Below are 26,646 nucleotides of genomic sequence, written 5' to 3'. Positions count from 1 at the left end.
GGCCATACTCAAGGACAAAGGGATTTGGAGGTGGCAAGGTGGATTTTTTCATGCGCAAGAGACGCTGACGGTGATGCAATGGGTGCTTCGGGCAGTGGTGGCGTATCTGTTCCTGCTGCTCGTCGTGAAAGTGATGGGGCGCCGGTCCATCTCTCAGCTGAATATCCTCGATTTTGCGATTTCCCTCGTGATCGGGAACGTGATCGCCCACCCGTTGTCGGATGAGGGGCTCGGGCTGACGGGGGCCATGATCACGATGGGCGTCCTCGTTCTGCTTTACAGCGGAAGCGTGCTGCTTGTGCTCAAATCTCCCCGGGCCCGTGTACTCGTCACGCCGGATCCGATGCCGCTCGTCCGGCGGGGGCAGCTCGTTTATCCGAACATGAAGAAAGCACGGATCACGATTGACTACCTGTTGTCGGAGGCACGGAAGGCGAAGATCGAGGACATCCAGAAGCTGTCGCTCGCCCTGTGGGAGCCGGACGGGACGATTTCATTTTTCGAAAGTCCGCAGTACCAGGGGCCCACACGAAATGATTTCGATCTACCTTCGCAGCCGTTCAACTTGCCGAAAGTGGTGATCCGGGAGGGCCGTGCGGATCATCGGGCGCTGGAGGAGGCCGGTCTGGACGAGGCCTGGTTGCTGCAGGCGTTGAAGACCGAGCATTATATTGGTCAAAAGGACGTGCTGCTGGCAACCCTTGATGAAAGCAGGCGCCTGAACGTGTTTATATATGGAAGATAAAAGTGGCGGGATGTTCATCACATGGCCGTGCGGATGCTATACTATTCCTGCATTCATTCCCAATGAAGAAAAGAGGAGCCGCCCATGCTGAAAAAGATTGCCTCCGACGCGCTCGGCCTGTCCGATATCGGAAAGATCATCGGGCCTGAAGACTACGACAAAACAGATGCGGATGACTATATCCGCCATGAAGATGATGAGAAGATCTATTTCCTGATCAAGACGAAAGCTGATGAGTACTGCTTCACGAATCTGGCATTCGTCCATGTCGACGGCGAGAACGCCGTCACGTCCAAGCGGCTGCTGAAGCGCCATCCATATGCCCAGCACAAAATTTCCGGTGTGATGCTGGAGACAGCGGGCCGGGTCGACCTGGACGTGGAGATCAAATTCACGCTCGGCAACCAGGCATACAGCATTGATGTGGACAAAAAGCAGATCGACAAGCTGAATGATCTTTACAAAGCACTCGTCTACATATCGGAGATCACTCACGAGAACGGCATCATGATGGAAATGGCCGCTCAGAGTCTCGACCGGGCCGGCACGGTGCTGCAGAACATGCGCAGCTCCCAGACGACCCTGTCCGACGAATACAAGAAACTGACCGAATTCGGCTTCTCCTGGATGGAATCCGCCCGTGAGAAGTACCATGACAAAGACTTCGGCGAGGTGTTCGAGAAGTACATCAATAACTGATAGAGTGAATGGCCGGCCACACGGAATCGTGGTCGGCCTTTTTTGTTGGAGCGGGGAAAAATGCAAGATGGGAAAAGTTTTATCCGAAAGCGACGCACTCGCCGGGGATTGCGACTCACTCGCGGATCCAAGCGACGCACTCCGCACAGATTGCTTCCCGCTTCCTTTTAGAATCCTGTCGTGAAACGGACCGTTCGCCCATATGATGAAGGAAAGTCATGAAGTCGGGCGGGCGGCAGGCAACTGAGAGGGGGATCGGGCGGTTGGGCAAGCTCAGGGTTGGCGTGGTCGGTGCCGGGATGATTTCGGATTTTCATCTGCAGTCATATGCATGTAACGAAGAAGTGGAATTGTATGGAATCTATGATCTGTCCGCCGGACGTGCAGGGGAAAAGGCGGCAAAGTACGGGGTGCGCAAAGTGTTCGGATCGACGGCAGAGATGTTTGCGGATGCCGAGCTCGATGCGGTGAGCATCTGCACGTGGAATGATACCCACGCGGAACTGGCAATCCAGGCACTGGTGCACGGGAAGCATGTGCTCGTGGAGAAGCCGCTCGCGATGTCTTATGCGGAAGCGCTCCGGGTCCGGGACGCGGCGCGGGGAAAGGATGAAGTGCTGCAGGTCGGTTTCGTCCGGCGGTTTGCGGCGGGGACGCGGGTGCTGAAGAAGTTCATCGATGACGGACTGCTGGGGGAGATCTATTACGCGAAGGCGACGCACCTTCGCCAGATCGGAAACCCGGGCGGCTGGTTCGCGGACCGTACGCGGTCGGGCGGCGGGCCGCTCATCGACCTCGGTGTACATCTGATCGACACGGTCTGGTATCTGATGGGGAAGCCGAAAGTCGCCCGCATCAAGGGTGCGACATTCCTGGAGCTGGGCAACCGGGGGAATGTGGACAATCTGTCGTATTACAAGGCGGCGGACTACAGTGTCGACAGGAATGATGTCGAGGACCTGGCGGCGGCGATGATCACATTCGAAAACGGCGCCACGCTCATGCTGGACGTATCGTTCAGTCTCCATGCGAAAGACACCGAGACGAAGATCCAGCTTTTCGGGAAGAGGGGCGGTGCGGAACTGGAGCCGGAACTGCTGCTCGTGACCGAACGAAATGACACGATTTTGAACGTGCATCCGCAGATCGACCATCTGACGCTCAATTTCAATGAGGCGTTCGGTGCGGAAATCAATCACTTTGTCGCTTGCTGCATGGGCGGCGGGAAGACGCTTGCCCCGCTCGGGGACGGGCTTGAGGTGATGAAGATGCTGGACGGTGTATATGAGTCGGCAAGAACCGGACGGGAGGTCGTTTACGATCACAATCAAGCTGGCGAATAAAGTCGGGATCATCACGGACAATCTTCGGCTGCCGGTACGCGAGGCACTGGAGAAAGCGAAGGAAATCGGTGCGGACGGCGTCCAGATGTATGCGGTGGGGGGCGAGCTGGAGCCATCGCAAATGAGCCCGGCCAAAAGACGGGAGCTGTCCGGGGTTCTTGCCGGACTCGGTCTGGAGGTGTCGGCGCTGTGCGGGGATCTGGGAGGGCACGGTTTCCAGGATCCGGCGGCGAACCGGGCGAAGATCGAGAAGTCGAAGCGGATCATCGATCTGGCGAAGGATCTCGGGGCGGATATCGTGACGACGCATATCGGCATCGTGCCGGATGATGAGTCAGGGCGGATGTATGCGGTGATGCAGGAAGCGTGCGAGGAGCTGGGGGCGTATGCGAAAAGCGTGGACGGGTACTTTGCGATCGAGACGGGTCCGGAGACGGCGGTCCGGCTGAAGCGGTTCCTCGATTCGCTGTCGGGCGACGGAGTGTCGGTGAATTATGATCCGGCGAATCTCGTGATGGTCACGGGAGACGATCCGGTCCGGGGGGTGCATCTGCTGAAGGAGTATATCGTTCATACGCATGTGAAGGACGGTGTCCGGCTGGCGCCTTTGGATCCGCGGGAGGTCTATGGCATGTTCGGGTATAATCAGGGAAGTTCGCACAACGACATTGCGGAGCTCGTGGAGAGCGGTGCGTTTTTCCGTGAGGTGCCGCTCGGGGAGGGGAGTGTCGGGTTCGATGCGTACTTCCGGGCGCTCGCAGAAATCGGGTATGATGGATACCTGACGGTTGAGCGGGAAGTGAGGCGTGATCCGGTGCATGATCTGTCAGAGGCGGTGCGGTTCATCAATCAATACCGTTTTCCGCCGTGAGAAGGGGGCTGTCGGAGATGACAATTTTGGCAATCGACGGCGGCGGCACGAAAACCGCTGCCGTTTTGTGTGAGTTGGACGGAAGGGTGCTGGCTCGCCTGGAGGCCGGGCCGAGCAATCCGACGGTGATGCAGCCGGGGGAGTTTGTCTTGGCCCTGTCGGAAGTGTTTGAGCGGCTGCGCTCAATGGAACCGGAGGCGTTTGGCCGGCTGGCATTTGTCCAGGCGGGAATGAGCGGAGTGACGGAAAACGGCAATGAGCGGCTCGTCAAAGAAGCGGCGGACCGGTTCTTGCCTGCAGGGTGCCGGCTGAGTGTATCGAATGACTCGGTCAACGCGCTGATGGCCGGAACGCTCGGCACGCCCGGAATCGTCCAGGTTGCCGGGACCGGGGCGATTACATACAGCCTGGATGAAGAAGGCCGGGCGCACCGGGTCGCCGGCTGGGGGTATTTATTTGACGATGAAGGAAGCGGCTATGATCTCGGGAACCAGGCGCTTCGGTGCGTATTCCGTGCGTATGACGGCCGCGGCAGGGAGACGGCACTGACCGGGGCAGTTCTGAATCATTTCGGGGTGCCCGCCGTCCCGGATCTCATCCCGCTGCTTTATGGAAGCGGCGGGATGCACCCCCGGAGCCTGGTGGCACCGCTCGGGCGTTACGTCGTGGAGCTTGCAAGGACGGATGAGGCCGCGGGATCGATCGTCCGGCGGGCCAGTGAAGGGTTCTATGAATGTGTGGTGAGCTGCTTCCGCAAAAGTGCGTTTGCGGGCAGTGACGTCCCCGTCGTGCTGGCCGGTGGCGTGTTCTCTGATTTTGAGCTGTTCTTCGGAGAGCTGGAGCGTTTGCGGTCGGGAAGCGGCCACGAGTTCAGGTTTGTCCGGCCGAAGATGCCTCCGGTCGGCGGAGCGGCGATTGCCCCGCTGAAGCTGGATCTCAGCGAGGCCGAGGCATTTGCCGAGAAGTTCAACGGTAGTTATTGAATACGAGTGAGCGCGGCACCTTTCCCGGCGGAGAGGTGCTTTTAGGTTATCCGGAAAGGAATGCATCGGCAGGAAAGGTGCTTGCACATCGATGCGGCCCCTCCGGTCATCCAAGGGAGAACTTGCCGCACTCGAGGGAGAACTTGCCGCACTCGAGGTGAAACTGCGACCACTCGAGGGGGAACTGCGATCACTCAAGGCAAAACTGCGACCACTCGGGAGGAAACTACGGCCACTCGAAGCGAAACTTCGACCACTCGCCCATTCCCATCGTACTTTAGTCACGCTGACCGGTTTACACATCCCCTTGATCCGTGTTACCCTACAGTTTGTCGAATCATCCTACAAATTTCGAGAGGTGAATTCAGTTGACGGGGATTTTGAAGGCGAGCCGCTCATCCCTTGTGGATCAGGTGGTCGCGCAGATGGAATCGCTCATCGATGCGGGGGAGTGGCCGGTCGGAGAGCGGATTCCGACGGAAATGGAGCTGGTCGCCGAATTCGGGGTGAGCCGGAACACACTCCGCGAGGCGGTCCGGGCGCTCGTGCATGCGGGGCTGCTGCAGTCACGGCAGGGGAGCGGCACGGTTGTGCGCTCGTCGAGCATGTTGGAAGCCGCCATCCGTAAGCGGGTGGACCGGGCGGACGTGCTGGATACGCTCGAAGTCCGGCATGCGCTGGAGCGCGAGGCGGCGCGGCTTGCGGCCATCAGAAGGAACCCGGAAGATCTGGAGGAACTTCAATCGGCTTTGATCCTATGCAAGGATGCCCTTGTCGCAGGAGACGCACAACGGTACTTGACCGCAGACCTGGCGCTGCACCGGGCGATTGTGGAGGCCTCCCACAATGAGGTGCTGATTGAGTTATATGGCCATCTCATCGACCCGCTGGAAGTGTCGATCCGCAATATCTTCGAGGCATCCGAAGAAGAAACGGGCTACATCCAGGTCCATGGCACGCTGGTGGATGCCGTCATCCGGCAGGATCCGGGAGGAGCGATGGACGCCGTCAATGTGTACATCAACCGCTTCAAGGAAACACTTTCAGACAGATAAAGGGGAAGACCATGAGAGTTCAACATCAACCAGAGTTGTTACACCAAGAAGAAAAAGTAAAGATGATCGGAAGCGCCGAGCTGCTGCTCGTGTTCCTCGCGATCATCACGGTCGGGGCCAATCTGAGAGCGCCCCTGACATCGGTCGGCCCGCTTGTCAGCGATATCCGTGCAAGCCTCGGTATTTCAAGCTTTGCCGCCGGGTTCCTGACGACGCTGCCGCTCCTCGCGTTTGCGGCCGTCTCGCCGTTCGCAGCGAAGCTGTCCCGGAAGTACGGGATGCAGACAGTGCTGTTCGCGGCATCCGTCCTCATCACGACCGGCGTGTTCCTCCGCATGGTGAGCGACGTGGGGACTTTATTTGCCGGAACACTGCTGATCGGCCTCGGCATCGCATTCGGCAACGTGCTCATCCCGGGCATGATCAAGTCGGGATTTCCGGGGCATGTCGGTCTCATGACGGGTATTTACGCCGTGTCGATGAACGTTTGTGCGGCGATCGCATCGGGCCTCAGCGTCCCGGTTGCCGGGAAGCTCGGCTGGAACGGTTCACTCGGTTACTGGGGCTTCGTCTCGATCGTTGCGCTCCTCGTGCTATTGCCCCAGGTGAAGCTTCCAAAAAGTGATCCGGGCGGACAGGCCGCAAAGTCCGGCGTGAACATGTGGAAATCCAAGCTTGCGTGGTGCATCACCGTGTTCATGGGACTTCAGTCGCTTATCTTTTACACAACTGTCGCCTGGCTGCCGGAAATCATGACCGGACGGGGCATCACCATCAGTGCCGCCGGATGGATGCTGTCGATCATGCAGTTCGCACTGATCCCGTTCACGTTTATCATCCCGATCATCGCCGGCAGGATGAAAAGCCAGATTCCGCTCGTCCTGCTGACCGGTGCTCTCTTCATCACCGGAACGCTCGGCATCCTGTACGGCAGTTCCTCGCTCATGCTCATCTGGGTCATCCTGATCGGCATCGGCGGGGGTACCGCGTTCAGCCTGGCCATGATGTTCTTCAGCCTGCGCACGCGCAGCCCGAAGGAAGCCGCAGAACTGTCCGGCATGGCGCAGTCGTTCGGTTATCTGCTCGCCGCAGCCGGACCGGCGCTGTTCGGCATCCTCCATGACGCAACGAACAGCTGGACGATGCCGCTTCTGCTGCTCCTGCTCGTTTCTGTCGTCATCCTGCTCGCCGGACTTGTCTCCGGCCGCAATGTCCAGATACGGTAAGTGGAAGGCCGCCCGCCGAGGCGGTCTTTTTTTCGAAGCAGATCGGAGGCATGGAACGGGCACGTCCGGCCATACTAACGGGCGAATGGAGGCGACAGAAGCAATGATTCCTCATCAAGTGTGCGTCGAGTGCGGCAAGGAATTCGACGGCAACCTGTCCCATGACCCCGAGCGCTGCAAAGACTGTGCTTCTCCGGAAGGCACGCCGGTTTCTGAAAACAGCGGGCCGAGCGTTTTCGTGGAAGATCCGAATGACTCGGTGAGCGAAGATGTCTATGATCCGAATCCGGATGATCTGGAGCCGGGGGATTACGAAAAGATGATCAAGTGAACGGAACGAGTTACAAAATGCTTGTCGAGACGGCCGGCCCTAATAGGGTGGCCGTTTTTTTGTAGGTGTTCCGTTTTGCAGATCTTTCAACGAATCGAATTTTAAAAGTGAGCGTGACAGGGAAGTAGAAGGGTAACTAGCTTCTTGAGGAGGAAGGTCGATGACGAGACTGAGAAAAGTGGATTTCTTCCACGGGGCGCTTGCAAATGTGCTCCTGAACAAAGGATTCGAACTGAAGGGACTTGCGGATCATCCGGAAGGCGTGTACCGGGTGGGCAGGGACGGCGAGGAGTTCACCGTGTACTCGAAGTATTTGTCGGCGCCTTCATCGAAGCGGAAGGAAAAGTCGATCCGCTGGTCGTTCTCATTCCGCCCGGAAGAAGTGGAGCGGATCCGGCAGTTGAACAACGAATACGGCAATTGCCATGTCGCAATCATCGGGTCGTACGGCAACCGGCCGGGGGGCGAGCTGGTGATCCTTGATATGGAAGAGCTGAACCGTTGCATCGGCGGTCTGGATCTCGGCGACCGCCGGTGGATCGTGATCTGGCGCAGAAAGCATTACCGCACCCGCATCTATGGGAATGCCCTCTCGCGAAATGAAGCATTCATACCGAAGATGCAGGTGATGGGCATCGACGTGGATGTGGAGGAGGAAGCGGAGGACGAGGACGTTCTGTGAACAGTCATGCGACGCAGGGACTTGACGGTGCTACACAGCGTATTGCGGGGGAAAGGCAGGGATTCAAAAGGGAAAGGCGGCGATTCGCCGTCGATTGGATGAAAAGACAGATAAAAAACGTCCGGAAGTGAGATGCCTTCACTTCCGGACGTTTCTGTACATTGGCCGCACCTGCGCCAGATCGCCGATCAATCTTTATCCGAGCATCACTCCGGCCACACAGCTGCCGGTGAGCAGGAGGGCGAACAGGCCTCCGAGCGCCCAGTCACGAGCGCCAAGCTTCACGGGCCGGTAGAACTCACTCCTCGGTTCGCCTGTAAATCCCCGTGCCTCCATGGCGAAGGCGGCGCGTTCGGCTTTTCGGACCGCGCCGGCAAGCATCGGGATGAGGAGGCGGCGCATTCCGAGCACACGCTGCCACCAGTGTTTGCCTTCGTCGACGCCTCGGAGGCGCTGTGCCTGGCGGATCTGGACAAGTTCGTCCTTCAATACCGGCAGGAACTGATAGCTGACCATCGTTCCGTAGGCCAGCTTCGGCGGGACGCGGAGTTGTTGCATGAGGCTCATGATGAACGTGACCGGGTCGGTCGTGAGCGCGAACAGCAGCGAGAGGCTGGAGAATGAGAGGACCCGGAAGGTGAGGGACCAGGCCCGTGCCCATTGTTCATCGGTCACTTCGATGCCGAGAAATGAACCGATCACATCTCCGCCGGTGTCGGCGCCGAATACCAGCGTCGTCCACAGATAGCCGATTGCTCCGAGCCCGAACGGGAGCATCATGAGCGCCCACAGTTTCCAGTTCACCCGGCTCAACAGAAGCTGGACAATCAAAAGACCGAGCCAGAATAAAAGCGGCGTCCATGGATTGAAGAAGAACGCCATCGTGAGCATCGAGACGATGACGACGAGGAACTTCACAGACGGATTCATCTCATGCAAAAGCCGGCTCATGGGCGTTCGCTCCTTTCGGCGGAACGAGATGGTGGGCGGCGAGGAGGGCGTGGTCCGTCCAGACCTCCTGCGCGCGGTATTTGCCGGTGAACACACCATCTTTGATGAGCAGAACCGAGTCGGCGGCAGCCGCGGCGAATTCCATGTCATGCGTGATGATCAGGAACGTGTTGCCTTCCCGTCTTCGCTCCTCAATTAAATTGAACAGTTCCAGCAGGGCCCCGGCATCCTGTCCGGAGGTCGGTTCGTCCATGACGATGACCGGCCGGTTGTCCGCGAGCATCGCACCGATGGCCACCCGCCGTTTTTGCCCGTGGCTGACGGAGAATGGGTGGGCGTTCCGTATTTCGCCGAGTCGGAGCCGGTCGGTGAGGTCATCGATCGAATTGGGGGAGGCGAAGCCGGAAAACGCCAGCTCATCCCGGACCGAAGAAGTCAGAAACAGGAATTCCGGTGACTGGGGAACATAGCCGATGCCGGATGCATGCACTTTTCCGCCGGACGTTTTATAAATGCCGCAAAGCGCCTTCGCGAGGGAGGATTTGCCGCTGCCGTTCGGACCTGCGAGGACGGCGACCTCACCTGCCCTCAGTACAAATGAAAGCGGGGCGAAGATCTGCTGGCCCTTGATCCGGACAGACAGGCTTTCCACGCTCATTGCCGATTCGGATCGGATCGCACTCGGGCGTTCCGGAAAACGGATGGCGGGTTTGGGGGTGAATGGCCGGTCTCCGATGAGTTGCCCGTCTGCACCGAGGCAAATCTCCCGGTCGAAGAACTCGTTCCAAAGATCGAGCCGGTGTTCCACTGCCACGATTGTCAGGCCCGTCTGTTTTTGCAGCTCATCCAGCCAGCGGACGAGTTCAAGCGCGGTATGCGGGTCAAGGTGGGCGAGCGGCTCATCCAGGAGCAGCACATCCGGGTGCATGATGAGTGCGCAAGCGGTGGCGACGCGCTGTTTCTGACCGCCGGACAGTGTCTGGATGACCGTATTCCGGAATCCCTCAAGTCCGGTCAGCTCCAGTACGCCGGTAATCCGGCTTTCCATTTCATCACGGGGAATGCGGATGTTTTCGAGCGTAAAGGCAAGCTCCTCCTCGACGGTGGGCATGCAGAACTGGGCGTCCGGATCTTGGAAAACGGTCGCAATCCGGCGGTTGATCTCCCCGGGCTTCCAGCTATCCGACGGCCGGCCGAACAGTTCGAGCGATCCCGATACGATGCCGTCGCAGTTCGCCGGGTACAGCCGGTTCAGTAAATACAGGAGTGTGCTTTTTCCGCAGCCGCTCGGTCCGGACAGGACGACCCGCTCGCCGGAATTGACCAAAAAGGAAATCTCGTTCAATGTTGCCCGGTCGTCTTCCGGGAACCGGAAAGAGACCTTTTCAAGCGAGAGGACCGGTTCAGACACGGGCCTCACCCTTGTCCGTCCTGGAGATGGCATAGCCGCGCAGCGCACCGGTCGCGAGCAGCCCGTCCGCCAGGTATTTCCCGCCCACCCCGGCGATGATCATCCCGCTCATCACACGTAGTGTCAGCATCAGCAGGACAAATTTAGGATCGAGCGCCGAGTAGCCCGAGACGAAATAACCGTACACAAAACTGAACAGGGCCGAGCCGGCCCCCGCCAGCATCATGACCGGCAGATTGAACCGTCTGTAGCCGGTTGCGGCAAAGGCGGCTTCGGCCCCGAGCCCCTGGATCATCCCGGACAAGATCAGCCGCGGACCGGCTCCGTTGCCGAGCAGAACCTCGATCACCGCAGCCAGTGCTTCCGGCAGGAAGGCGGCCCCGGGCTTGCGGATAATCGCCATGCACAAAATCGACACGATGAACCAGATGCCGAACATCCATTCATAGGCAAGCGGGCCGATGAGGCCGGCCCAGATGTTCCCGAGATGGACAAAAATCAGATAGACGATGCCGAACACGACACCGAAAAGCGACATGAGGACGATTTCTTTCATTTTCCAGGACTTCATCATCGCTTTACAGAACCTTCGTGGGACGGGGAATTGATGCTCATCGATACGGTCATGACGAGGTGCCGGTGGGCATCGGACCGGGCATTTTCGAATGCCTCTTCATAGAAATCAAACACGTCATGGATGTCCCCGTGGATGCCGCTCGCGTAGTGCATCGATTCGTTGAAGACGCCGCGCTCTTTTGCGCGGTCGACCTCACGGTAAATGACTGACATATAGTCCGGATTGTTCATCGGATAGAGTGCAAACTGGGAGGACACATATTGTTTTGTCTCATCCTGGTTAAGCAGCTCATCGGGCATGTCGAGATACACATCTCCCGCCGAGTCACCCGGGCAGCCCACGGAGAATGTGCCGTTCAGTGCAACATGCACTCCGGTTTTTGCAGCGTGGAGCGTTATTGCCTTGGCGACGTTGAAAACGTGCGCCTGCTTGCCCCGGATAACCGTCGAGACATCGTCGGTATGCATCCATACGGCCGATGTGTCAGTTTCTTTCATTGCACCTTTGATCACCTCGACGAATCGGTCGGTCATCGGGTGGAGCGAGAAACGGAACCCGACGATCGGGCTCGTCCCGCACTGCAGTTCGTTCATCGTTCATATCCCCCTTTGTGATAAACACAAAAAAGCTGCATCCGTGAAGATGCAGCTGAGATTCCGAAAGATGGCCATGCGAATAGATAGGCAGGCGCATTGAAATCCGCCGCACTTCCTCACGCAGGTACGAACCTGTTCGAGTCCAAAGGGATCGGAGCATTCGCTCGCATCTCAGCCCAAGACGGGCACCCCCAGTGCAGTAAACGGTATGCAGTTTTCCGTGCAGCGGGTTTGCCCGCTGCCTACAGTGTAGGGGATTGCTTGGAGGAAGGCAAGGGCAGCCGTTAAAATCGGGTATAGGGAAAATGAAGTTCCTGAAGACATCGACGAAGGGAGCATGGCCATGACTGAACCATTCGATCTCAAACGGTTTGCGGAGCTATTGTCCGAGCAGCCGGTTGAAAACGCAATCGCTTATAAAAACACCTGCATCCCCTCGACGTTGTATAAGTTTTCGCCGCTGTTTGATGAACGGAGGGTGGACTGGCAGACGGAGAATGAGCTCCGGGTTGCATCCATCCGGAACGGCGAGATCTGGGCGAGTGCGGCGGAGTTCCTCAATGACCCGTTCGAATTCAAGGCTGTCCTGCTCGATGAAAGCGAGTTCGACACACCGCTGGAAGCCAAAATCATGGACCGCCTGCTTGACCGGATCCGCAGTGTATTCCTGTCTGCGAGCTTTACAGGCAATCTGCATAACTTTCCGATGTGGGCGCACTACACAAACAATTATCAAGGATTTTGTGCGGAGTATGAAGTGTTGGACGGACATCGCCTGTTCCCGGTCATCTATTCTCATGACCGCAGGAATGCGGCAGTGCTGCTGAAGCGGATGGTGCATCATCTTTATTTATTGTTCAAGGGCGAGATGAGGCGCGAACAGGTTTCGGCGGTGGAGCCGATGCTTCTTTATTTGACGCATTTTGTGAAGCATGATTCGTGGGATTACGAAGAGGAGTACCGGATCGTCCCGCCAAACCGGGAGCGGACAAGCGGAAAGCTGCTCAAGAACAGGGAGGCGGGTTTGCGGTTGTCCGGTCTGTATCTTGGCACTAAATGCCGGGAAGCGGACAAGCTCGCGCTCTTTGAAATTGCCCGTGAACAAGACATTCCAATACGGGGAATCGACATCGACGACAGCAGTTCAAAGTTCAAACTGGCATTCCGGGAGTACCTGCCTGGTTAAAGGCGGAGAGGCGGACCATAATGCTCTCTTTTTTGACAAATAAAACGCAATATACAATAAATTAAGACAAAATTTTATAAATCTTCTGGACAATTACGGTGGGCAATAGGTATAATGAAATACATAATAGGAATCGAAAAGTAAAACTTACAGTCAGTGGATATTAATTTCGGTGAAGCACCGCTGGATAAAGCTGTAGGAGACATCTCGATCGGACGGCATAGGTTCCTGGGAACGCCTGCCGGTTCATGCGGGCCGAAGGAAGGAGGGGAATCACGGTGTCCGGCAGATCCGGACATCAATTTGGGAACAGTGCTGTTTGGAAATTCGCTTGTTAAATTGTTGCTAATTTCTCATGTGTTCACATGAACACAAATAAAAAGAGGGAGGAACTAGTTTCAATGCATAAGAATTTCTGTCGGATCGGGCCGAGAACGATGGCCATCCTGCCGACCTTCAGTAAAAATGGACACCCTGTGTCAATCGTTCTCGAATTTGGAAAATCTCCATGCGAACTGGAGATGAAGCCCCGTCACGTAATCGACCGGACGCTCCGCTCCTATGCGTCCAGCTATGTGGGCGCCGTACAAGGTGCAGCATACATCTTGAAGCGGAATCACACTCCGCCGATCCTGATCAATGCCGAGAAGCCGATCATCATGCTGCCGACGTGGTCGTCTGCAAAGTCGGACTGTGCCTGGTTTTCGCTTGATCATATCGCCGAATTCTTCGAAGAGGAGAAGGGATTCACCCAGGTCATCCTGTCAGGTGGAGAAAATATCAAAGTGCCCATGAGCATCCAGAGTTTCAATCACCAGTTCCAAAAGGCACTGTTTTTTCGCCACCAGCTTGACCGGGCGGACAAGTTGACGAGCCGGGCACATGAGCCGAAAGTCACCTACCATATCTTCAAGGGAAGGGGCATCCGGAAGTCCGGAAAATTAGAATGAAGCAAAGGGACAGCCGAGGCTGTCCCTTTTTGCGTTGGGAGCGGATGGGAGCGACCGGTGCCGGTGTTTCGCGTCGCCGGACTGAAGCGGACATAAATCACATTCTTCCGGGTATAGGAATTTAGGCAGACATGGAGAGTTTGGCACAGACTTGCGAATAATAGAATGGAGGATTTTATGGAACTGGAAGCACTTGTAGAGGAAATCAAAGAAGACATGGTAAGGGTGCGCCGTCAGATCCACATGCATCCGGAACTGAGCCACGAAGAGTTCAAGACGACGCGGTATGTTCGGGAACTGTTGTCGGACACGTCTATTGAGTGGCGGGATCCGGGGACGCCGACGGGACTCGTCGGCTTGATGGAAGGGAAGGCAGGGGCGGGGCCTGTGCTCATGCTTCGTGCAGACCTCGATGCCCTTCCGCTGAACGAGGAAACCGATTTGCCGTTTGCGTCCAAGCAGACCGGCGTGATGCACGCGTGCGGCCACGATATCCATACGACCGTATTGGTCGGGACGGCACTGCTGCTGGACAGGCTGCGTGATGAATGGCGAGGGACAGTCAAGTTCGTTTTCCAGCCGTCCGAAGAGAAGGAAGGCGGTGCGCCTGAATTGATCCGGGGCGGGGTCCTGGAAGATCCCGTGCCGGATCACGCAGTATGCCTGCACACCTGGCCGATCACGGATGCCGGGAAAATCGGAATCCGGCCGGGACCGATGACGGCGGCGAATGACAGTTTCCGGGTTACGGTGACGGGGACCGGCGGGCACGGTGCCCATCCGGAAACGTCGATTGATCCGATTCCGGTGACCGAGGACATCATCGATTCGTTCCAGCGGATCATTTCGCGGAATCTGTCGCCGTTCGATCCGGCAGTGATCACGGCGGGACAGATCCACGGAGGAACGGCAGATAATGTCATCGCCAAGAATGTGGTGTTCTCGGGCACGATCCGGACACTCAACGCGAACACCCGGGAGTATGTGAAAAAACGGATGGAGGAAATCGCCTTTCACACGGCGGCAGCATCCGGGGCAGAAGCGGAAATTGAGTTTAGCGGCGGCACCCCGCCGGTCATCAACAATGGTCCGCTCGTACACGTGCTGGAACGCTCCCTGTTGAAAAGCATCGGGAACGACTACATTGAGCATCTTGAAATCCCGTCGATGGGCAGTGAGGACTTCGCCTATTACCTCGAGCATGTGCCCGGCCTGCTGTTCCGGCTTGGAACCGGCAATGACATGGACGGCCGGACCCGGCGCGGCCTGCACAGTCCGGACATCGTGTTCGACGAACGCTCGATCCCGACAGGCATCCGGGCGATGACCGGGTTTGCCGTGGAGTATTTGAATGCAGGAGTTGAATGAACGGATGAGGGCCGGCTTTCCGATTGGAAGGCCGGTTTTCACTGCAGCCAGACCGGCACCGATGAGATGCCGAGCCGATATTCGCGGAGCTGCTCTGTAAATCTGCAGAATCCGACATGATATCCCTCACATCTTGGGTGGTATATATGTAAAATGAGGGTATTACATTACAAAGTCCACTAGAATATTCAAAACTCATAACAGAAATGCGATAGGCTGAGGGAATGAATGGTGAGGGTGAGGGGGAGTTCAATGGATCTTCAGGCAGGATCTGTGCCCGGCAAGGTGCTTGGGGGCACGGAGGTCGGCTATGTATATGAGTTGCTGAAGGCGAATGTGGTAAGGGGCCGGCGGACGATGTCGCTCGTGCTGATCCGGGTTGATGGCGGACAGCAAAACGACCGGTTGTGCGTGCGGCTGGTCCAAAGCGTCCGTCGGACAGATGTCGTGTTCGCTCCGGGTAGGGAGGGAGAATGCGGGCTGCTTCTTCCGCAGAGCGGGAAAGAGGAGGCTTCTGCTTTTCTCCGCAGGTTTGCCGGGGAATACGATGGCGGCACAGCGGGAATCCGTGCAGCCGTATTGGAAATCAGGCATCCGGACCTGTCTTTTGAACAGGCACTGGAACTGGGGAGAACCGGACTGGTGCAAACCGAAGAATCGGAATGGATCCGGTTCGTCGATTCCGGACTCGGCCGCCCTGCGGAAACGGTCAAGGTGAGCGTGCTCGATCCGGATCCGCTGTTCCGGGAAGCGCTGTCGATGTCAATCGGGAGTCTCCACGTTCCGTCGGTCACACTGGAAGTGCGGACATTCGGCGACGGGCTCGAGTTATTGGAGTCCGGATGGACGGCTTCGTGGCATCCGCATCTCGTCATCCTCAATGACGTGCTCCCGAAGCAGAACGGTCTCGATGTGCTTCATGCGCTCCGGAAGATGCCGAATGAGCAGAAGTTCACGGTTCTCATGATGACCCGGCGCAATTCAGAGGAAGATATGATATATGCCTACGAAAGCGGGGCGGATGAGTATCTCATCAAGCCGTTTCCTCTGCGTCTGTTCGAGGCACAGGTGGGACGGCTGCTTGCGAGGTTATGGTCATGACCGGGCTGCCGATCGGATGGGTTCTCGGGGGCGTGGTGTTCCTGCTGCTACTGCTGGCGGTGCTGACAGCCTACTTGTTCATCGCGCGGGCAGCCGAAGAAAAACGGGGCCGCCGGGCAGCGGCATACCTCGAACGGAACACGGCTGCGTGGTTCCGCCATCTGCGCGGGCTGGAGCCTGCCGGGGAGGAACTGATACCGAAAGACCGCGGGGAAGCGGCAGCCGTTGAAGAAGTGTTCCGCTCGTACCTGAACAATGTGACGGGCGAAGCGATCCGGGAACGGATCCGTGTTTTTTCAAACCGGCACCTTTCAAGTTATTACAGAAAAAAGCTCAGCAGCCGGAACTGGAGCGACCGGATGAATGCACTTTACCGGATCCATGACTTCGGAGTGGATTCGCTTGCAGAGGATTGCCGTGCGCTCGGCAACCGCGAAGTCTCCCGGGACGAACAGTTCCAGCTGCTGCTGATCGACCTGGCGTTCCGCCCGGACGGATTCGTGGAGCGGAACATTCACCGGAACGGCCAGATTTCCGAAGTGGAGAATAAAGAGCTGCTGTTCCGGATGCCGGAAGATGTATTCCATGAAACCGCCCGGCGGCTGGATGAGCTGGCGAATGATACGAAATACGCGCTTATCGATGTGCTCGGGATGAAGCAGGATATCTATTGGCTTCCTTTCCTTGAGAAACAGCTGGACAGCAATGATCAGGAATTGAGGATCCGTGCTCTCCGGGCCATCGATGCGCTCGGTATCCGGACACCGGATCCGATTTTGGATCAGGCAGTTTTCTCACCGGTCTGGCAGGAGCGGTTCATTGCGTCGCGGATGATCCGGCGCCTGCCGGAGAAGAAAGCCCTCCAATATGCCGAAGTACTTGCGGGAGACGAGTCCTGGCTGGTCCGGGAAGAATTAAGGGGGCTCGGCCCGGCGCTTGAACGCCGCCGGCTCGAGAAGGAGGCGGTCCGATGAACAGGATAAATGATGGAATGTGCGGCCATTGGACGGCCGGCCGGAAGGAGGCGGTCCGATGAGGCAGGCACTGGAGTGGATCATGCTGTTTTTCGGCGGTGTGATTTTCGTTTACATGCTGATCGTGATTGTCGCTTACAGTCTCATGTTTTTATTTGCACTCCTCGAGCTGAAGAAACAGCGCCGGCTTGACCGGCGGGAACTGGATGAACGGTTTGTCGACGCCTTCTATTCAAAGCCGGTGTCGATTCTCGTGCCGGCATACAACGAACAGGCAGGAGTCGTGGCAAGCATCCACTCGCTGCTTAATCTTGATTACCCGCAGACGGAACTGCTCGTCATTGACGATGGTTCCAAAGATGAGACGGCTGCGGTCGTAATCAGGCAATTCGATATGGAGCCTGCCGAGAAGCCGGTGATGCCGCAGCTCAGGACAAAGCCGGTCAAGGAAGTGTACCGCTCACGGATCCATCCGAATCTCTGGCTCATCCGCAAGGAAAACGGAGGCAAGGGCGATGCACTCAACGTCGGGATCAACTACGCGCGGTATCCGTATTTCTGCACGATCGACGGCGACTCGATCCTGGACACACGGTCGCTGCTGCGCGTCATGAAGCCGATCATGACATCGAACGGCCAAGTGGTCGCAGCAGGCGGGAATGTCCGGATCGTCAACGGGCTGTCGGTGGAATACGGCGCGGTCGACGATGTCCGGCTGTCCGGCCGTGCGCTCGTCGTCATGCAGGTCGTCGAGTATTTGCGCGCCTTTCTGATGGGCCGGATCGCGCTCAGCAAATTTAACATGGTGCTCATCATCTCCGGCGCATTCAGTGTGTTCTCAAAGAAGTTTGCGATTGCGGCGGGCGGCTACAACACGACGACCATCGGAGAAGACATGGAAATGGTCGTGAAGATCCAGCGGTTCCTGAAGGAGCAGAAGCTCAACAACCGGGTGGAGTTCGTTCCCGACCCGGTGTGCTGGACGGAGGCCCCGCAGTCATTGTCGATCCTGAGGCGGCAGCGGAGGCGCTGGCATCAGGGGCTGCTGGAGAGCCTGTGGGCGCACCGCCGGATGACGTTCAATCCGAAATACGGGGCAGTCGGCATGATTTCATTCCCTTATTTCTGGCTTGTCGAGTGCTTCGGCCCGGTCATTGAACTCGGAGGCTATCTGTATGTCATCCTGGCCTTTTTCCTCGGGGGCGTCTATTACGAATACGCGGTCCTGCTCATGCTGCTGTTCATTCTATATGGAACGGTGTTCTCGATCGGGTCGGTGCTGCTCGAATCGTGGAGTCTGAATGCATTCCCGAAGAGGCGGGATGTACTCCGGATGATGGCGCTGTCGCTCACCGAGGTCGCCTGGTATAAACCGCTGACGCTTTTCTGGCGGATCGAAGGGCTCGTCCGCTCCATGTTCCGGATCAGTTCCTGGGGAGAGATGGAGCGGATCGGCGCAACGAAGGGGGCCCCGAAATGAAGAAGTTTTATGCCATCGTCCTGCTCATTGCAGCGGTGCTCATCCTGCCCGTCGCGCTCTGGTTCATGGAAGACCGGCAGAATCTGTCCGTTGCGATCCTCGATAAAACCGTCCCCGACGAATCGTATCGCGAGCATCTCGGGCTTGGATGGGTGCTGAACCATTACAAGGTCGGGCAAAAGGATTTTGAGGAGGAAAACGACTTTTTCGGATTCCGTCCGGATGAAAACGGCCAAGACTTTGAAATCCGGGGATTTCCGGATGATTATGCCGGGACGGATGTCATCTATCTTGCCGATACATACGGCGTTTATGAAGAAGATCTCCCCTGGAGGAAGAGCGGCCGGGCCGGCTCAAGATCCAAAATGATCTACGGCGGGCTGGAGCCGGGTGAGTGGGGTGCAATCGAGAAACGGCTGGACTCAAAAGATCCGAGCCTGTTCATTGCGGAATACAATTCGTTCGCCTCGCCGACCGGGGAAGAAGTGAGGGAAGCAGTGACCCGCCGCCTCGGGGTGGAGTGGAGCGGCTGGACGGGCCGGTTCTTCGAAGAACTGGATCCGGAGAAGAACGAGGAAGTCCCGCAATGGATTGTCGATGAACACGGAGAAAAGTGGGGATATTCCGGCCCCGGCTTCGTACTTGTAAATGATTTTGACGGAGAGATCGCCGTGCTGGAGCGTGAGCCGCATCTGACGGGAGAGGGCGTCAGGCTTTCATTCACGGAGGAAGGGGAAAAGCGCCTCGGGCTTGACCGGTCGCCGCGATACGATTATTGGTTTGATATCGTCACTCCCCGTCCGGGGGCCGTTGTCCTGGCAACATACGATTGGGGTCTGACCGAGGAAGGAAAGCAGCTGCTGGCCCAGCGGGGCATTCCTGACCGGTTCGCGGCAATCACGGCAAACCGGACCGGTCCGTCCCAGAGCATTTATTTCGCCGGGGATTACAATGATGTTCCGACCGTTCCGAAGTTTTATCAGGTGAAGGGTCTCCCGGTGATTTACCGGGCGCTCAATACGTTCTCCGAGGAGTCGTTCTACTGGTCGGCTTACGTGCCGGTGATGAAGTCGGTGCTCGACGATTTCGTGAAGGGGGAGACGTCTGAAGTGGCCGAGAAAACCGGTGATGGAAAAGTCAGCATGCCTGCACGGATGAACGGTGACAAGCTGGAAGTCCGGGACGGGAAGGGCTGGAAGGCGATCACGGTGAAAGGCGTGAACATCGGGATGGGCAAGCCGGGACACTTCCCGGGAGAGGCGGCCATCGAGGAAAGCGACTATTACCGGTGGTTCGAGTCGATCGGCGAAATGAATGCGAATACGGTGAGGGTTTACACCCTGCATCCACCGGGATTCTACCGGGCACTCAAACGATACAATGAGTCGCACGAAGAGCCGATTCATGTGATGCACGGCGTCTGGATCAACGAGGAAAATCTCGTGAAAACACAGAATGCCTACGATCCGCTCAACGTAGAAGACTTTCAGGCCGAGATGAAGCGGCTGGTCGATGTCGTCCACGGCAATGCGGACCTGGAGGCGCGGCCGGGACACGCGTCCGGCGTCTACGACGCAGACGTGTCAGACTGGGTGAGTGCCTGGATGGTCGGGGTCGAATGGGACCCGGTCGTAGCCGATGAAACGAACAAAAAGAACAAAGGCGTCGGCGAGTACGACGGCAAGTATTTCAAGACGGAAGGGGCAAGGCCGTTCGAGCACTGGATCGCCAATCAAATGGATGTGATTGTCTCCTATGAGATGGACCGTTACCGGACGGTCCGGCCGATGAGTTTCACGAACTGGGTGACGACCGATCTGCTCGAACATCCGGCGGATTCGTCTGACCGGGAGGATCTCGTTACGATCGACCCGAATCTGATCTATGTAAAAGGGGAGATGGAGAAAGCGGGTCAGTTCGCTTCCTACCATGTGTACCCGTATTATCCGGATTTCCTGAACTATGAGAAGAAGTACAGAGAGTTTACGGATTTCCGCGGGGACAAAAACAACTATGCGGCATACTTGAAAGAATTGCACGCTGCCCACCGGCTGCCGATTCTGATCGCGGAATTCGGCATTCCGGCATCCCGCGGGAAAACACATGAAAACCCGTTCGGATGGAATCAGGGCTTCATGTCCGAGAAGCAGCAGGGGGAAGTGCTGACCCGCCTCTATGAAGATATCCTGCATGAGGGTCTGATGGGCGGGCTCGTATTCACCTGGCAGGATGAATGGTTCAAACGGACGTGGAACACGATGGACTACGACAATCCGGACCGTCGGCCATTCTGGTCGAATGCCCAGACGAACGAGCAGCAGTTCGGCCTGCTGTCCTTTGACCGGCTGAAAGTGAAGGTGGACGGCAATGCGGATGACTGGACCGGCAAGCCGGTGTACGAGAAGGACGGCGGTGTACTGCGGAAGATGTTCGTCGACCATGACGAACGATACATGTACGTGCGGCTGGATATGGACGGACGTGCGGGCGGCTATCCAGTGATCCTCATGGACACGGTGCCGGGCCAGGGTAACACGAAGGCGGAAAAGCTGACGGACATTCGGTTCTCGGACGGGATGGAATTTATGGCGGTCATGGATGGAGAAGAGTCCCGGCTTGTGATCGATCCGTATTATGACTTCCATCATTATGAGTACGGGAAAAAGCTCGGCCTCATCCCGGACGTCGAACGGGTGAAGGACAGCGGCCGGTTCATCCCGATCGAATATGCGCTCAACAAACCCTATTTCATCCCGAATGAAAACCGGACCTTGCCGTTCAGCGCCTACGAGACGGGCAAACTGAAAGAAGGCAACGGCAATCCTGAAGCCGGAAACTATGATTCATTGGCGGATTACCATATGGAAAAAGGCATGCTTGAGCTCCGGATTCCGTGGCTGCTCATCCAGGCGAAAGACCCGAGCCTGAAGGAGTTCATGGGCGACCTCGCAAAGGACGGAGAACAGGCGAGCGTGGTGATTGACCGGATCGGTCTCGGTGCGCTGTTTGTCGGCGAGGACGGCCGCGTGAACGACTCGTTCCCGGCCATGAAAGACGGGGTCCTCGGCAAGCTGGACGGGTATTCATGGGAAGAATGGCATGAGCCGAAATATGAAGAGCGGCTGAAGCAGTCGTATTGGATCATGAAGAAAACGTTCGAGGGAGAGTAAGGGAGAACGGCGGAAACCCCTGCGGCCCATAGCTGCAGGGGTTTTTCGGAGAGGCGTGGTCCACAGCGATCAGGGACAGTCCGGCAGCAGGTCTCCAATCTGCTTGTTCAAGGACGGAGAATGCTGCTTTCCAACAAATAGCCGACCGCATACTTTTCAGCAAGGGAACGGATGAAGTTGATCCGTTCCTTTTCACGTTCATGGACAGGGCCTTGCTGGAGCCGGGCGTACTGATCGCGTTCATCCTTGGACGCAGTCTTCTTGAAGTATCCCCACATGTGCTGGAAGGCGTTCGTCTTCGAACCGGGCGTCGGCGTCGTATCCAGGGCTTCTTCAATCAGTTGTTCAAGCCGGGCGGGAGTGCATCCGCTCTTCAGCGCTTCCCGGATCAGTTCATAATGGGCCTGGCTATGATACATGACGAGGTATTTTTCCTCGCGCCATCTCTTTTCCATATCGCTCCGAATAGAGATAAGGTTCACCTCCTGCATTTGAATGGTTTGACGATGTCTGCCCTTATTCTTGCAGAAGGAATTGGGAATGGAAAGGGATTGAGGTATAGTAGGGGATGAGAAAAGGGGTGTTTTCGTTGGATGTGCTAAAACGGAATCATGTGAATGTGAGCGGAGAAAGCGGCCGGACTGTCGTTTTCGCGCACGGGCTCGGCTGCGACCAGACTGTCTGGAACCGTGTGGAGCCGGCATTTGAAGGAGATTTCCGGACGGTGCTGTTTGATTATGTAGGGGCAGGGGAAAGCGACCGTTCTGCGTATTCTCCCGGAAGGTACGGGTCGCTTGCCGGCTATGCCAAAGATGTAGTGGAGATTGCGGATGCGCTTGAACTCCATGATGCCGTCTTCGTCGGCCACTCGGTCAGCAGCATGATCGGGGCCATCGCCACACTCGAACGTCCGTCCGCATTTGGACAGCTGGTCATGATCGGACCTTCACCGCGTTACTTGAACGACTCCGGCTATACCGGCGGGTTCGAGCGTGCGGATGTGGAGGAACTGCTGGAGATGATGGAGATGAACTATTTGGAGTGGGCGAAGTACATGGCGCCTGTTTCCATGCAGAATCCCGACAGGCCTGCGCTTACAGAAGAGCTGGAACAGCGTTTCGCAAAAAACGACCCGTCCGTGATGAGGCAGTTTGCGGAAGTGACGTTCCTCTCGGACTGCAGGGATCTGCTGAATGAGATCAAGGTGCCGACCCTGATCCTCCAAACACAGGGCGACGCAGTCGTTCCACCGGAAGTCGGCCGGTTCATCCATGACAGGATACCGGGAAGCGAGTACAAGCTGATGGATGCGAACGGCCACAATCCGCAGATTAGCGCGCCGCAGGAAACGATCCGGGCAATCTTGAAGTTTATCGGGGAATGACTGAAGATCATATGACGAAAGGCAAGGTGTGGTCGGATGGACACACAGTTGGAACGGGCGCCGGTCGGATACGTCATACTGGATGAGAACTGGAAGATCGTCGAGCTGAACCGGACGATGCTTTTGATGACCGGCTCTGAGGAGAGTCCCGGGCACTTCCGTGAATTGCTGACGATTTCGGGTTGGATGTATTTCCAGACGTACTTTCTCCCGGCCATCGAGCTTCATGGATATGTCCGTGAAATGGAAATCTCCTTAAGAGGGCGTCATGGAAGGTTTCCGGCCTTGCTCAGTGCGCTCAAGGCGGACGGGCGGTATGAGTGTGCCATCATGGCGATGCCGATACGGGGAGAATATGAGTCCGGGTTGCTCGAGGCTAAGCGGGAGGCGGAACGGATCCAGAAGAAAACCGAGGCGGCAAACCAACAACTCATGCATCTGGTGGATGAAATTGAGCGCAAACAGTCTGAGCTGATCGGCCTGAATCAACGGTTCCGGAAATTAGCCACGACCGATCCGCTCACGGGACTCTCGAACCGCCGTGCGTTTGAGGAGGCGCTGGATGACCTGCTGGAACACAGGCAGAAGGAAGGCACGTCGGCTGCGCTCATCATGGTGGACATCGACCGGTTCAAGAAGGTCAATGACACGTATGGCCATGACACCGGGGATGAGGTGCTGAAGTCGGTCGGCCGTACGCTCGATCAGGAATCGGGCGGATTTCTCGCAGCCCGGGTCGGAGGAGAGGAGTTTTGCATCCTGATCGGCGGGGCGGGTGCTCACTTGCCGGTTGCCAAAGAATTTGCGGAGCATATGCGCCGTGCCGTGGAAGCAGCCGATTCACCCGTTTCCGTCACGGTTTCAATCGGGGTTGCCGAAGCGCTGGAGAGTGACAGTCCGGTTGACCTGTACAGACGGGCTGACATGGCACTGTATCAGTCGAAACAAGAGGGCCGTAACCGCGTGACGGTTGCTTCGGAATAACAAGAGAGGGGACGTCCTACATGGACGCCCCTTTTTAATCTGTATTGAATTCTATGAAAAACGGGGACGAATCGGACTGTAAACACATTTCTATGCGGTCCCTGAAGTTTTTCCAAGTCACCATGGAAAGGGCTTCGGGCAATGGGAAAAATCCGACTTCGAGACTTTCTTCGCTTGTCGTGGGCGTTCCCCCGATCGGCCGTCCGGTAAAAAGTGTATTGCATATGCCGCCTTTGACATTCTGATAGATGCCGCAGAACCCGGTGATCTCGATCAGAATCCCAGATTCCTCCGATGTTTCCCGGATGGCAGCTTCCCGAATCGATTCTCCCTCCTCCACTTGCCCGCCCGGCATCTCCCAGCCTCTCCGGGGACCGCGGATGAGAAGCAGTTCGTTCCGGTCGTTCAGGACAATGGCCGCTGCAGAAACGATATGTTTCGGCGGGGCCGGCCGTTTCGTCAATTCATTTGTCATATTCGGTCCTTCCCTTCCTTTCGTTTCACTAAAGAAAAGTGTAGCATAGAAAAGAAGTCGTAGATTGAATATTTACATACATTCTGGAGGGATGAACGATGGGGAAGCATTCACTGAAAGAAAAGCTGTTGGCGGGTTACGACGGAGCGCTGGACAAGGACGGCATAAGCGGCAGGAGACTGGCAGAACGGCTGGCCGCTTTGTCGGAAATCGGCCGGACCGGGGACGGCGGCGTCAACCGGCCAGGGTTTTCCGATAAAGAGAAGGAGGCAAAGCGGCAGGTGATGGAGTGGCTGGAAGAGGCGGGATTTGAGGTCCGTCATGACGGGGCAGGCAACGTGATCGGCCGTCTGAAGGGAGAATCGGATGCCCCGGCATTCGCGGCCGGATCGCATGTGGACAGCGTGCCGAACGGAGGGAACTTCGACGGACCGCTCGGTGTCCTGTCAGCGCTTGAGGTGGCCGAGGCGTGGAAGGACACCGGTTTCGTGCCGCAGGTGCCATATGAGGTGATCATCTTCTCGGAGGAGGAAGGATCACGATTCGGGGCCGGTATTCTCGGCAGCCAGGCGATGACGGGCGATCTGGACCGGGAGAAGGTGGAAGGACTGTCCGACAAGGAAGGCCGGGCATTTGCCGAAGTGGTGGAAGCCTATGGCAGTTCGGTGGACAACTTCCTGGGTGCAGCCCGTAATCTTGGAGAAATCGGGTTTTATGCGGAAGTCCATATTGAGCAGGGCAAGCTGCTGGAAGCCGCAGATCTGCCGGCGGGCATTGTGAAGGGAATCGCGGGACCGGCCTGGCTGGATGTCGCATTTCACGGGTCGGCCGGCCATGCCGGCAACACGCCGATGGCAGGGCGCCGTGATCCGCTCGTGGCAGCAGGGCGATTTGTTTCTGAGGTGAGCTCCCTTCCGGCCTTGTTCAGCGAGACGGCGGTGGCGACGGTCGGACGGATGAACGTGTCGCCGAATGGCACGAATGTCATTCCCGAACAGGTGGAACTGACGGTCGATATCCGGGATCTGGACAAGGAAACACGGGACGGTCTAGTCGGGAAGGTACGGGAAACGGCAGAACGGTGCGCAGCCGATTGCGGCGTGAACGTCGATATCCGCCTCGCATCCTCGATCGATCCGGTCCCGGTGAAGGAGGACGTGCGGGCTGAATTGCGTGAGGTGTTCGGAGAAATGGACCTGAACCCGATGGAACTCATGAGCGGCGCCGGGCATGATGCGATGATCCTTGGCCGGCATGTTCCGATGGCAATGATCTTCGTGCAGAGCAAAGATGGCGTGAGCCACAACCCGGCCGAATGGTCGGATTTGAGTGATTGCCTTCACGGCGTGCACCTGCTCAAAAAGTTTGCCGAGCGGCAGATGGAGAAGATAGCGGGGGAGTGACCACGGTCGGCAGCTGAAGAGAAGATCGAAGCGGGGTCGAGAAGGACCGAAGCGGGTTTGAAAAGCATCCATGCAGTTCGAAAATCCAGAGGCTGGGCAAGCAGGTTCGAAACAACCCGGAGTGAGATCAAAACCGATTCAAGCGGGTTCGGAAATGCCGCTGCCCAAGAAAGCGGCTTCGCAAGGGCCCAAAGCGGGGGCGATTTGATGAAAATTTATTGGTTGAGACAGCTGCTGGTCGCGGGGTTGCTCGTGATCCTGGCGGTCGGGCTGGATTTATATATGAGGCAGTTTCCGCCGCAAGCAACCGGTGTCACAGGACGGCTCGTTTTATTTCTGACGATTGCCGCGGCGTTGTTTGCCTGCAATCAGCTGTTGTTTTATTATTCCCAGGCGCATGCCGGGTTCATGAAGCACCGGATTTGGAACAAAATGAGTCTGGTCATTTTCATTTGGCTGATGCTTTCATCCGTCATCCTGATGGCCCTATTCATGTTGACGCCGTTGCCTGATCTCCTTCAAGACCATTTGTGGATGATGTATTGTATCGGGATTTATTTTCTTTTCATCATGAATCTGCTGGTTTTGTCGGTTGTCCATCGCTTGGTTGAGCCGGAGACGGCCGCCGAGCGGAAACTGATCTACACATGGGTCGCCGGTGTTGCTGGACTGGCCGTCATTTTCTTTGTTGTTTAACTCCA

Annotated in this window: 26 protein-coding genes and 1 riboswitch; of the genes, 20 read left to right on the top strand and 6 right to left on the bottom strand. The window is 57.0% G+C overall.

Translation table 11 applies throughout. From position 1 onward, the window contains the following. Positions 1 to 73 precede the first annotated feature (73 nt). The 9 genes from B0B07_RS04155 (at position 74) to B0B07_RS04115 (ending at position 7,935) form a co-directional block, all read left to right on the top strand. Entirely contained in the window at positions 74 to 745 is a 672-nt protein-coding gene (locus B0B07_RS04155; protein WP_076757083.1) for a DUF421 domain-containing protein, read from the top strand. Positions 746 to 829: 84 nt separating this feature from the next. After that, positions 830 to 1,444: a PH domain-containing protein gene (locus B0B07_RS04150; RefSeq protein ID WP_076757082.1), complete on the top strand. Its 615-nt coding sequence runs from the start codon at positions 830 to 832 to the stop codon at positions 1,442 to 1,444. A 263-nt stretch (positions 1,445 to 1,707) separates the two neighbouring features. Continuing rightward, positions 1,708 to 2,787 (top strand): Gfo/Idh/MocA family protein, encoded by a 1,080-nt coding sequence (locus tag B0B07_RS04145; protein ID WP_076757081.1) that lies wholly within the window; start codon positions 1,708 to 1,710, stop codon positions 2,785 to 2,787. Further along, positions 2,729 to 3,658: a sugar phosphate isomerase/epimerase family protein gene (locus tag B0B07_RS04140; protein ID WP_076757080.1), complete on the top strand. Its 930-nt coding sequence runs from the start codon at positions 2,729 to 2,731 to the stop codon at positions 3,656 to 3,658. The genes B0B07_RS04145 and B0B07_RS04140 overlap by 59 nt, the downstream gene beginning before the upstream one ends. A gap of 17 nt (positions 3,659 to 3,675) precedes the next feature. Continuing rightward, complete coding sequence (locus B0B07_RS04135) at positions 3,676 to 4,641, top strand: BadF/BadG/BcrA/BcrD ATPase family protein (protein WP_076757079.1); 966 nt, start codon at positions 3,676 to 3,678, stop codon at positions 4,639 to 4,641. 368 nt (positions 4,642 to 5,009) lie between these two features. Next, positions 5,010 to 5,696: a FadR/GntR family transcriptional regulator gene (locus B0B07_RS04130; protein ID WP_268753110.1), complete on the top strand. Its 687-nt coding sequence runs from the start codon at positions 5,010 to 5,012 to the stop codon at positions 5,694 to 5,696. An 11-nt stretch (positions 5,697 to 5,707) separates the two neighbouring features. Then, entirely contained in the window at positions 5,708 to 6,922 is a 1,215-nt protein-coding gene (locus tag B0B07_RS04125) for a CynX/NimT family MFS transporter (RefSeq protein WP_076757078.1), read from the top strand. 103 nt (positions 6,923 to 7,025) lie between these two features. Then, entirely contained in the window at positions 7,026 to 7,253 is a 228-nt protein-coding gene (locus B0B07_RS04120; RefSeq protein WP_076757077.1) for a hypothetical protein, read from the top strand. 160 nt (positions 7,254 to 7,413) lie between these two features. Continuing rightward, positions 7,414 to 7,935, top strand: coding sequence for a hypothetical protein (locus tag B0B07_RS04115; RefSeq protein ID WP_076757076.1), 522 nt, complete (start codon positions 7,414 to 7,416; stop codon positions 7,933 to 7,935). A gap of 195 nt (positions 7,936 to 8,130) precedes the next feature. On the opposite strand, the gene B0B07_RS04110 is transcribed toward B0B07_RS04115, so the two are convergent. Genes B0B07_RS04110 through B0B07_RS04095 form a run of 4 tightly spaced genes read right to left on the bottom strand, consistent with a single transcriptional unit; the run spans position 8,131 to position 11,467 of the window. Further along, a complete protein-coding gene (locus B0B07_RS04110) occupies positions 8,131 to 8,886 on the bottom strand; it encodes an energy-coupling factor transporter transmembrane component T family protein (RefSeq protein ID WP_076757075.1) in 756 nt (251 codons plus the stop codon). Beyond that, positions 8,867 to 10,297, bottom strand: a complete 1,431-nt coding sequence (locus B0B07_RS04105; RefSeq protein ID WP_234982238.1) for an ABC transporter ATP-binding protein — start codon at positions 10,295 to 10,297, stop codon at positions 8,867 to 8,869. The genes B0B07_RS04110 and B0B07_RS04105 overlap by 20 nt, the downstream gene beginning before the upstream one ends. Beyond that, complete coding sequence (locus B0B07_RS04100; protein WP_076757073.1) at positions 10,290 to 10,871, bottom strand: ECF transporter S component; 582 nt, start codon at positions 10,869 to 10,871, stop codon at positions 10,290 to 10,292. The genes B0B07_RS04105 and B0B07_RS04100 overlap by 8 nt, the downstream gene beginning before the upstream one ends. After that, a complete protein-coding gene (locus tag B0B07_RS04095; RefSeq protein WP_076757072.1) occupies positions 10,868 to 11,467 on the bottom strand; it encodes a YkoF family thiamine/hydroxymethylpyrimidine-binding protein in 600 nt (199 codons plus the stop codon). The genes B0B07_RS04100 and B0B07_RS04095 overlap by 4 nt, the downstream gene beginning before the upstream one ends. 99 nt (positions 11,468 to 11,566) lie before the next feature. Further along, positions 11,567 to 11,673, bottom strand: a riboswitch (TPP riboswitch). A gap of 140 nt (positions 11,674 to 11,813) precedes the next feature. Between B0B07_RS04095 and B0B07_RS04090 the strand changes: the two genes are divergently transcribed. The 7 genes from B0B07_RS04090 (at position 11,814) to B0B07_RS04060 (ending at position 21,699) form a co-directional block, all read left to right on the top strand. Next, complete coding sequence (locus B0B07_RS04090) at positions 11,814 to 12,656, top strand: DUF2971 domain-containing protein (protein WP_076757071.1); 843 nt, start codon at positions 11,814 to 11,816, stop codon at positions 12,654 to 12,656. A 401-nt stretch (positions 12,657 to 13,057) separates the two neighbouring features. Next, complete coding sequence (locus tag B0B07_RS04085) at positions 13,058 to 13,606, top strand: competence protein ComK (protein ID WP_076757070.1); 549 nt, start codon at positions 13,058 to 13,060, stop codon at positions 13,604 to 13,606. 177 nt (positions 13,607 to 13,783) lie between these two features. Next, positions 13,784 to 14,974, top strand: coding sequence for a M20 metallopeptidase family protein (locus B0B07_RS04080; RefSeq protein WP_076757069.1), 1,191 nt, complete (start codon positions 13,784 to 13,786; stop codon positions 14,972 to 14,974). Between the two features lie 252 nt (positions 14,975 to 15,226). Beyond that, positions 15,227 to 16,075: a response regulator gene (locus B0B07_RS04075; RefSeq protein ID WP_076757068.1), complete on the top strand. Its 849-nt coding sequence runs from the start codon at positions 15,227 to 15,229 to the stop codon at positions 16,073 to 16,075. Beyond that, a complete protein-coding gene (locus B0B07_RS04070; RefSeq protein ID WP_144264283.1) occupies positions 16,072 to 17,049 on the top strand; it encodes a HEAT repeat domain-containing protein in 978 nt (325 codons plus the stop codon). Before B0B07_RS04075 ends, B0B07_RS04070 begins: the two co-directional genes overlap by 4 nt. 58 nt (positions 17,050 to 17,107) lie before the next feature. Next, positions 17,108 to 18,529, top strand: a complete 1,422-nt coding sequence (locus B0B07_RS04065; protein ID WP_076757066.1) for a glycosyltransferase family 2 protein — start codon at positions 17,108 to 17,110, stop codon at positions 18,527 to 18,529. Then, complete coding sequence (locus B0B07_RS04060; protein WP_076757065.1) at positions 18,526 to 21,699, top strand: hypothetical protein; 3,174 nt, start codon at positions 18,526 to 18,528, stop codon at positions 21,697 to 21,699. The genes B0B07_RS04065 and B0B07_RS04060 overlap by 4 nt, the downstream gene beginning before the upstream one ends. Before the next feature lie 107 nt (positions 21,700 to 21,806). Here B0B07_RS04060 and B0B07_RS04055 read toward each other — a convergent pair whose 3' ends face one another. Then, positions 21,807 to 22,154: a YbgA family protein gene (locus B0B07_RS04055; protein WP_076757064.1), complete on the bottom strand. Its 348-nt coding sequence runs from the start codon at positions 22,152 to 22,154 to the stop codon at positions 21,807 to 21,809. Between the two features lie 140 nt (positions 22,155 to 22,294). Here B0B07_RS04055 and B0B07_RS04050 point away from each other — a divergent pair, with 140 nt between their 5' ends. Both B0B07_RS04050 and B0B07_RS04045 read left to right on the top strand, forming a co-directional pair. Continuing rightward, complete coding sequence (locus B0B07_RS04050) at positions 22,295 to 23,083, top strand: alpha/beta fold hydrolase (RefSeq protein ID WP_327078172.1); 789 nt, start codon at positions 22,295 to 22,297, stop codon at positions 23,081 to 23,083. A gap of 36 nt (positions 23,084 to 23,119) precedes the next feature. Beyond that, positions 23,120 to 24,067 carry a sensor domain-containing diguanylate cyclase gene (locus B0B07_RS04045; protein WP_076757062.1) on the top strand — a complete coding sequence of 316 codons (948 nt, stop codon included), beginning with the start codon at positions 23,120 to 23,122 and terminating at the stop codon, positions 24,065 to 24,067. 34 nt (positions 24,068 to 24,101) lie between these two features. Here the strand turns inward: B0B07_RS04045 and B0B07_RS04040 are convergent, their stop codons facing one another. Next, positions 24,102 to 24,542: an NUDIX hydrolase gene (locus B0B07_RS04040; RefSeq protein WP_076757061.1), complete on the bottom strand. Its 441-nt coding sequence runs from the start codon at positions 24,540 to 24,542 to the stop codon at positions 24,102 to 24,104. A 98-nt stretch (positions 24,543 to 24,640) separates the two neighbouring features. Here B0B07_RS04040 and B0B07_RS04035 point away from each other — a divergent pair, with 98 nt between their 5' ends. Both B0B07_RS04035 and B0B07_RS04030 read left to right on the top strand, forming a co-directional pair. Then, on the top strand, positions 24,641 to 25,945 hold the full coding sequence (locus tag B0B07_RS04035) for a Zn-dependent hydrolase (RefSeq protein ID WP_076757060.1): 1,305 nt from the start codon (positions 24,641 to 24,643) through the stop codon (positions 25,943 to 25,945). A gap of 57 nt (positions 25,946 to 26,002) precedes the next feature. Further along, on the top strand, positions 26,003 to 26,641 hold the full coding sequence (locus B0B07_RS04030; RefSeq protein ID WP_076757059.1) for a hypothetical protein: 639 nt from the start codon (positions 26,003 to 26,005) through the stop codon (positions 26,639 to 26,641). The last annotated feature ends 5 nt before the right edge of the window (positions 26,642 to 26,646 follow it).

This window comes from Edaphobacillus lindanitolerans (assembly GCF_900156305.1).
Classification (GTDB): Bacteria; Bacillota; Bacilli; order Bacillales_A; family Planococcaceae; genus Bhargavaea; species Bhargavaea lindanitolerans.
The sequence above is the reverse complement of the archived record's forward strand: the minus strand, read 5'-3'. Positions and strand labels throughout refer to the sequence as shown.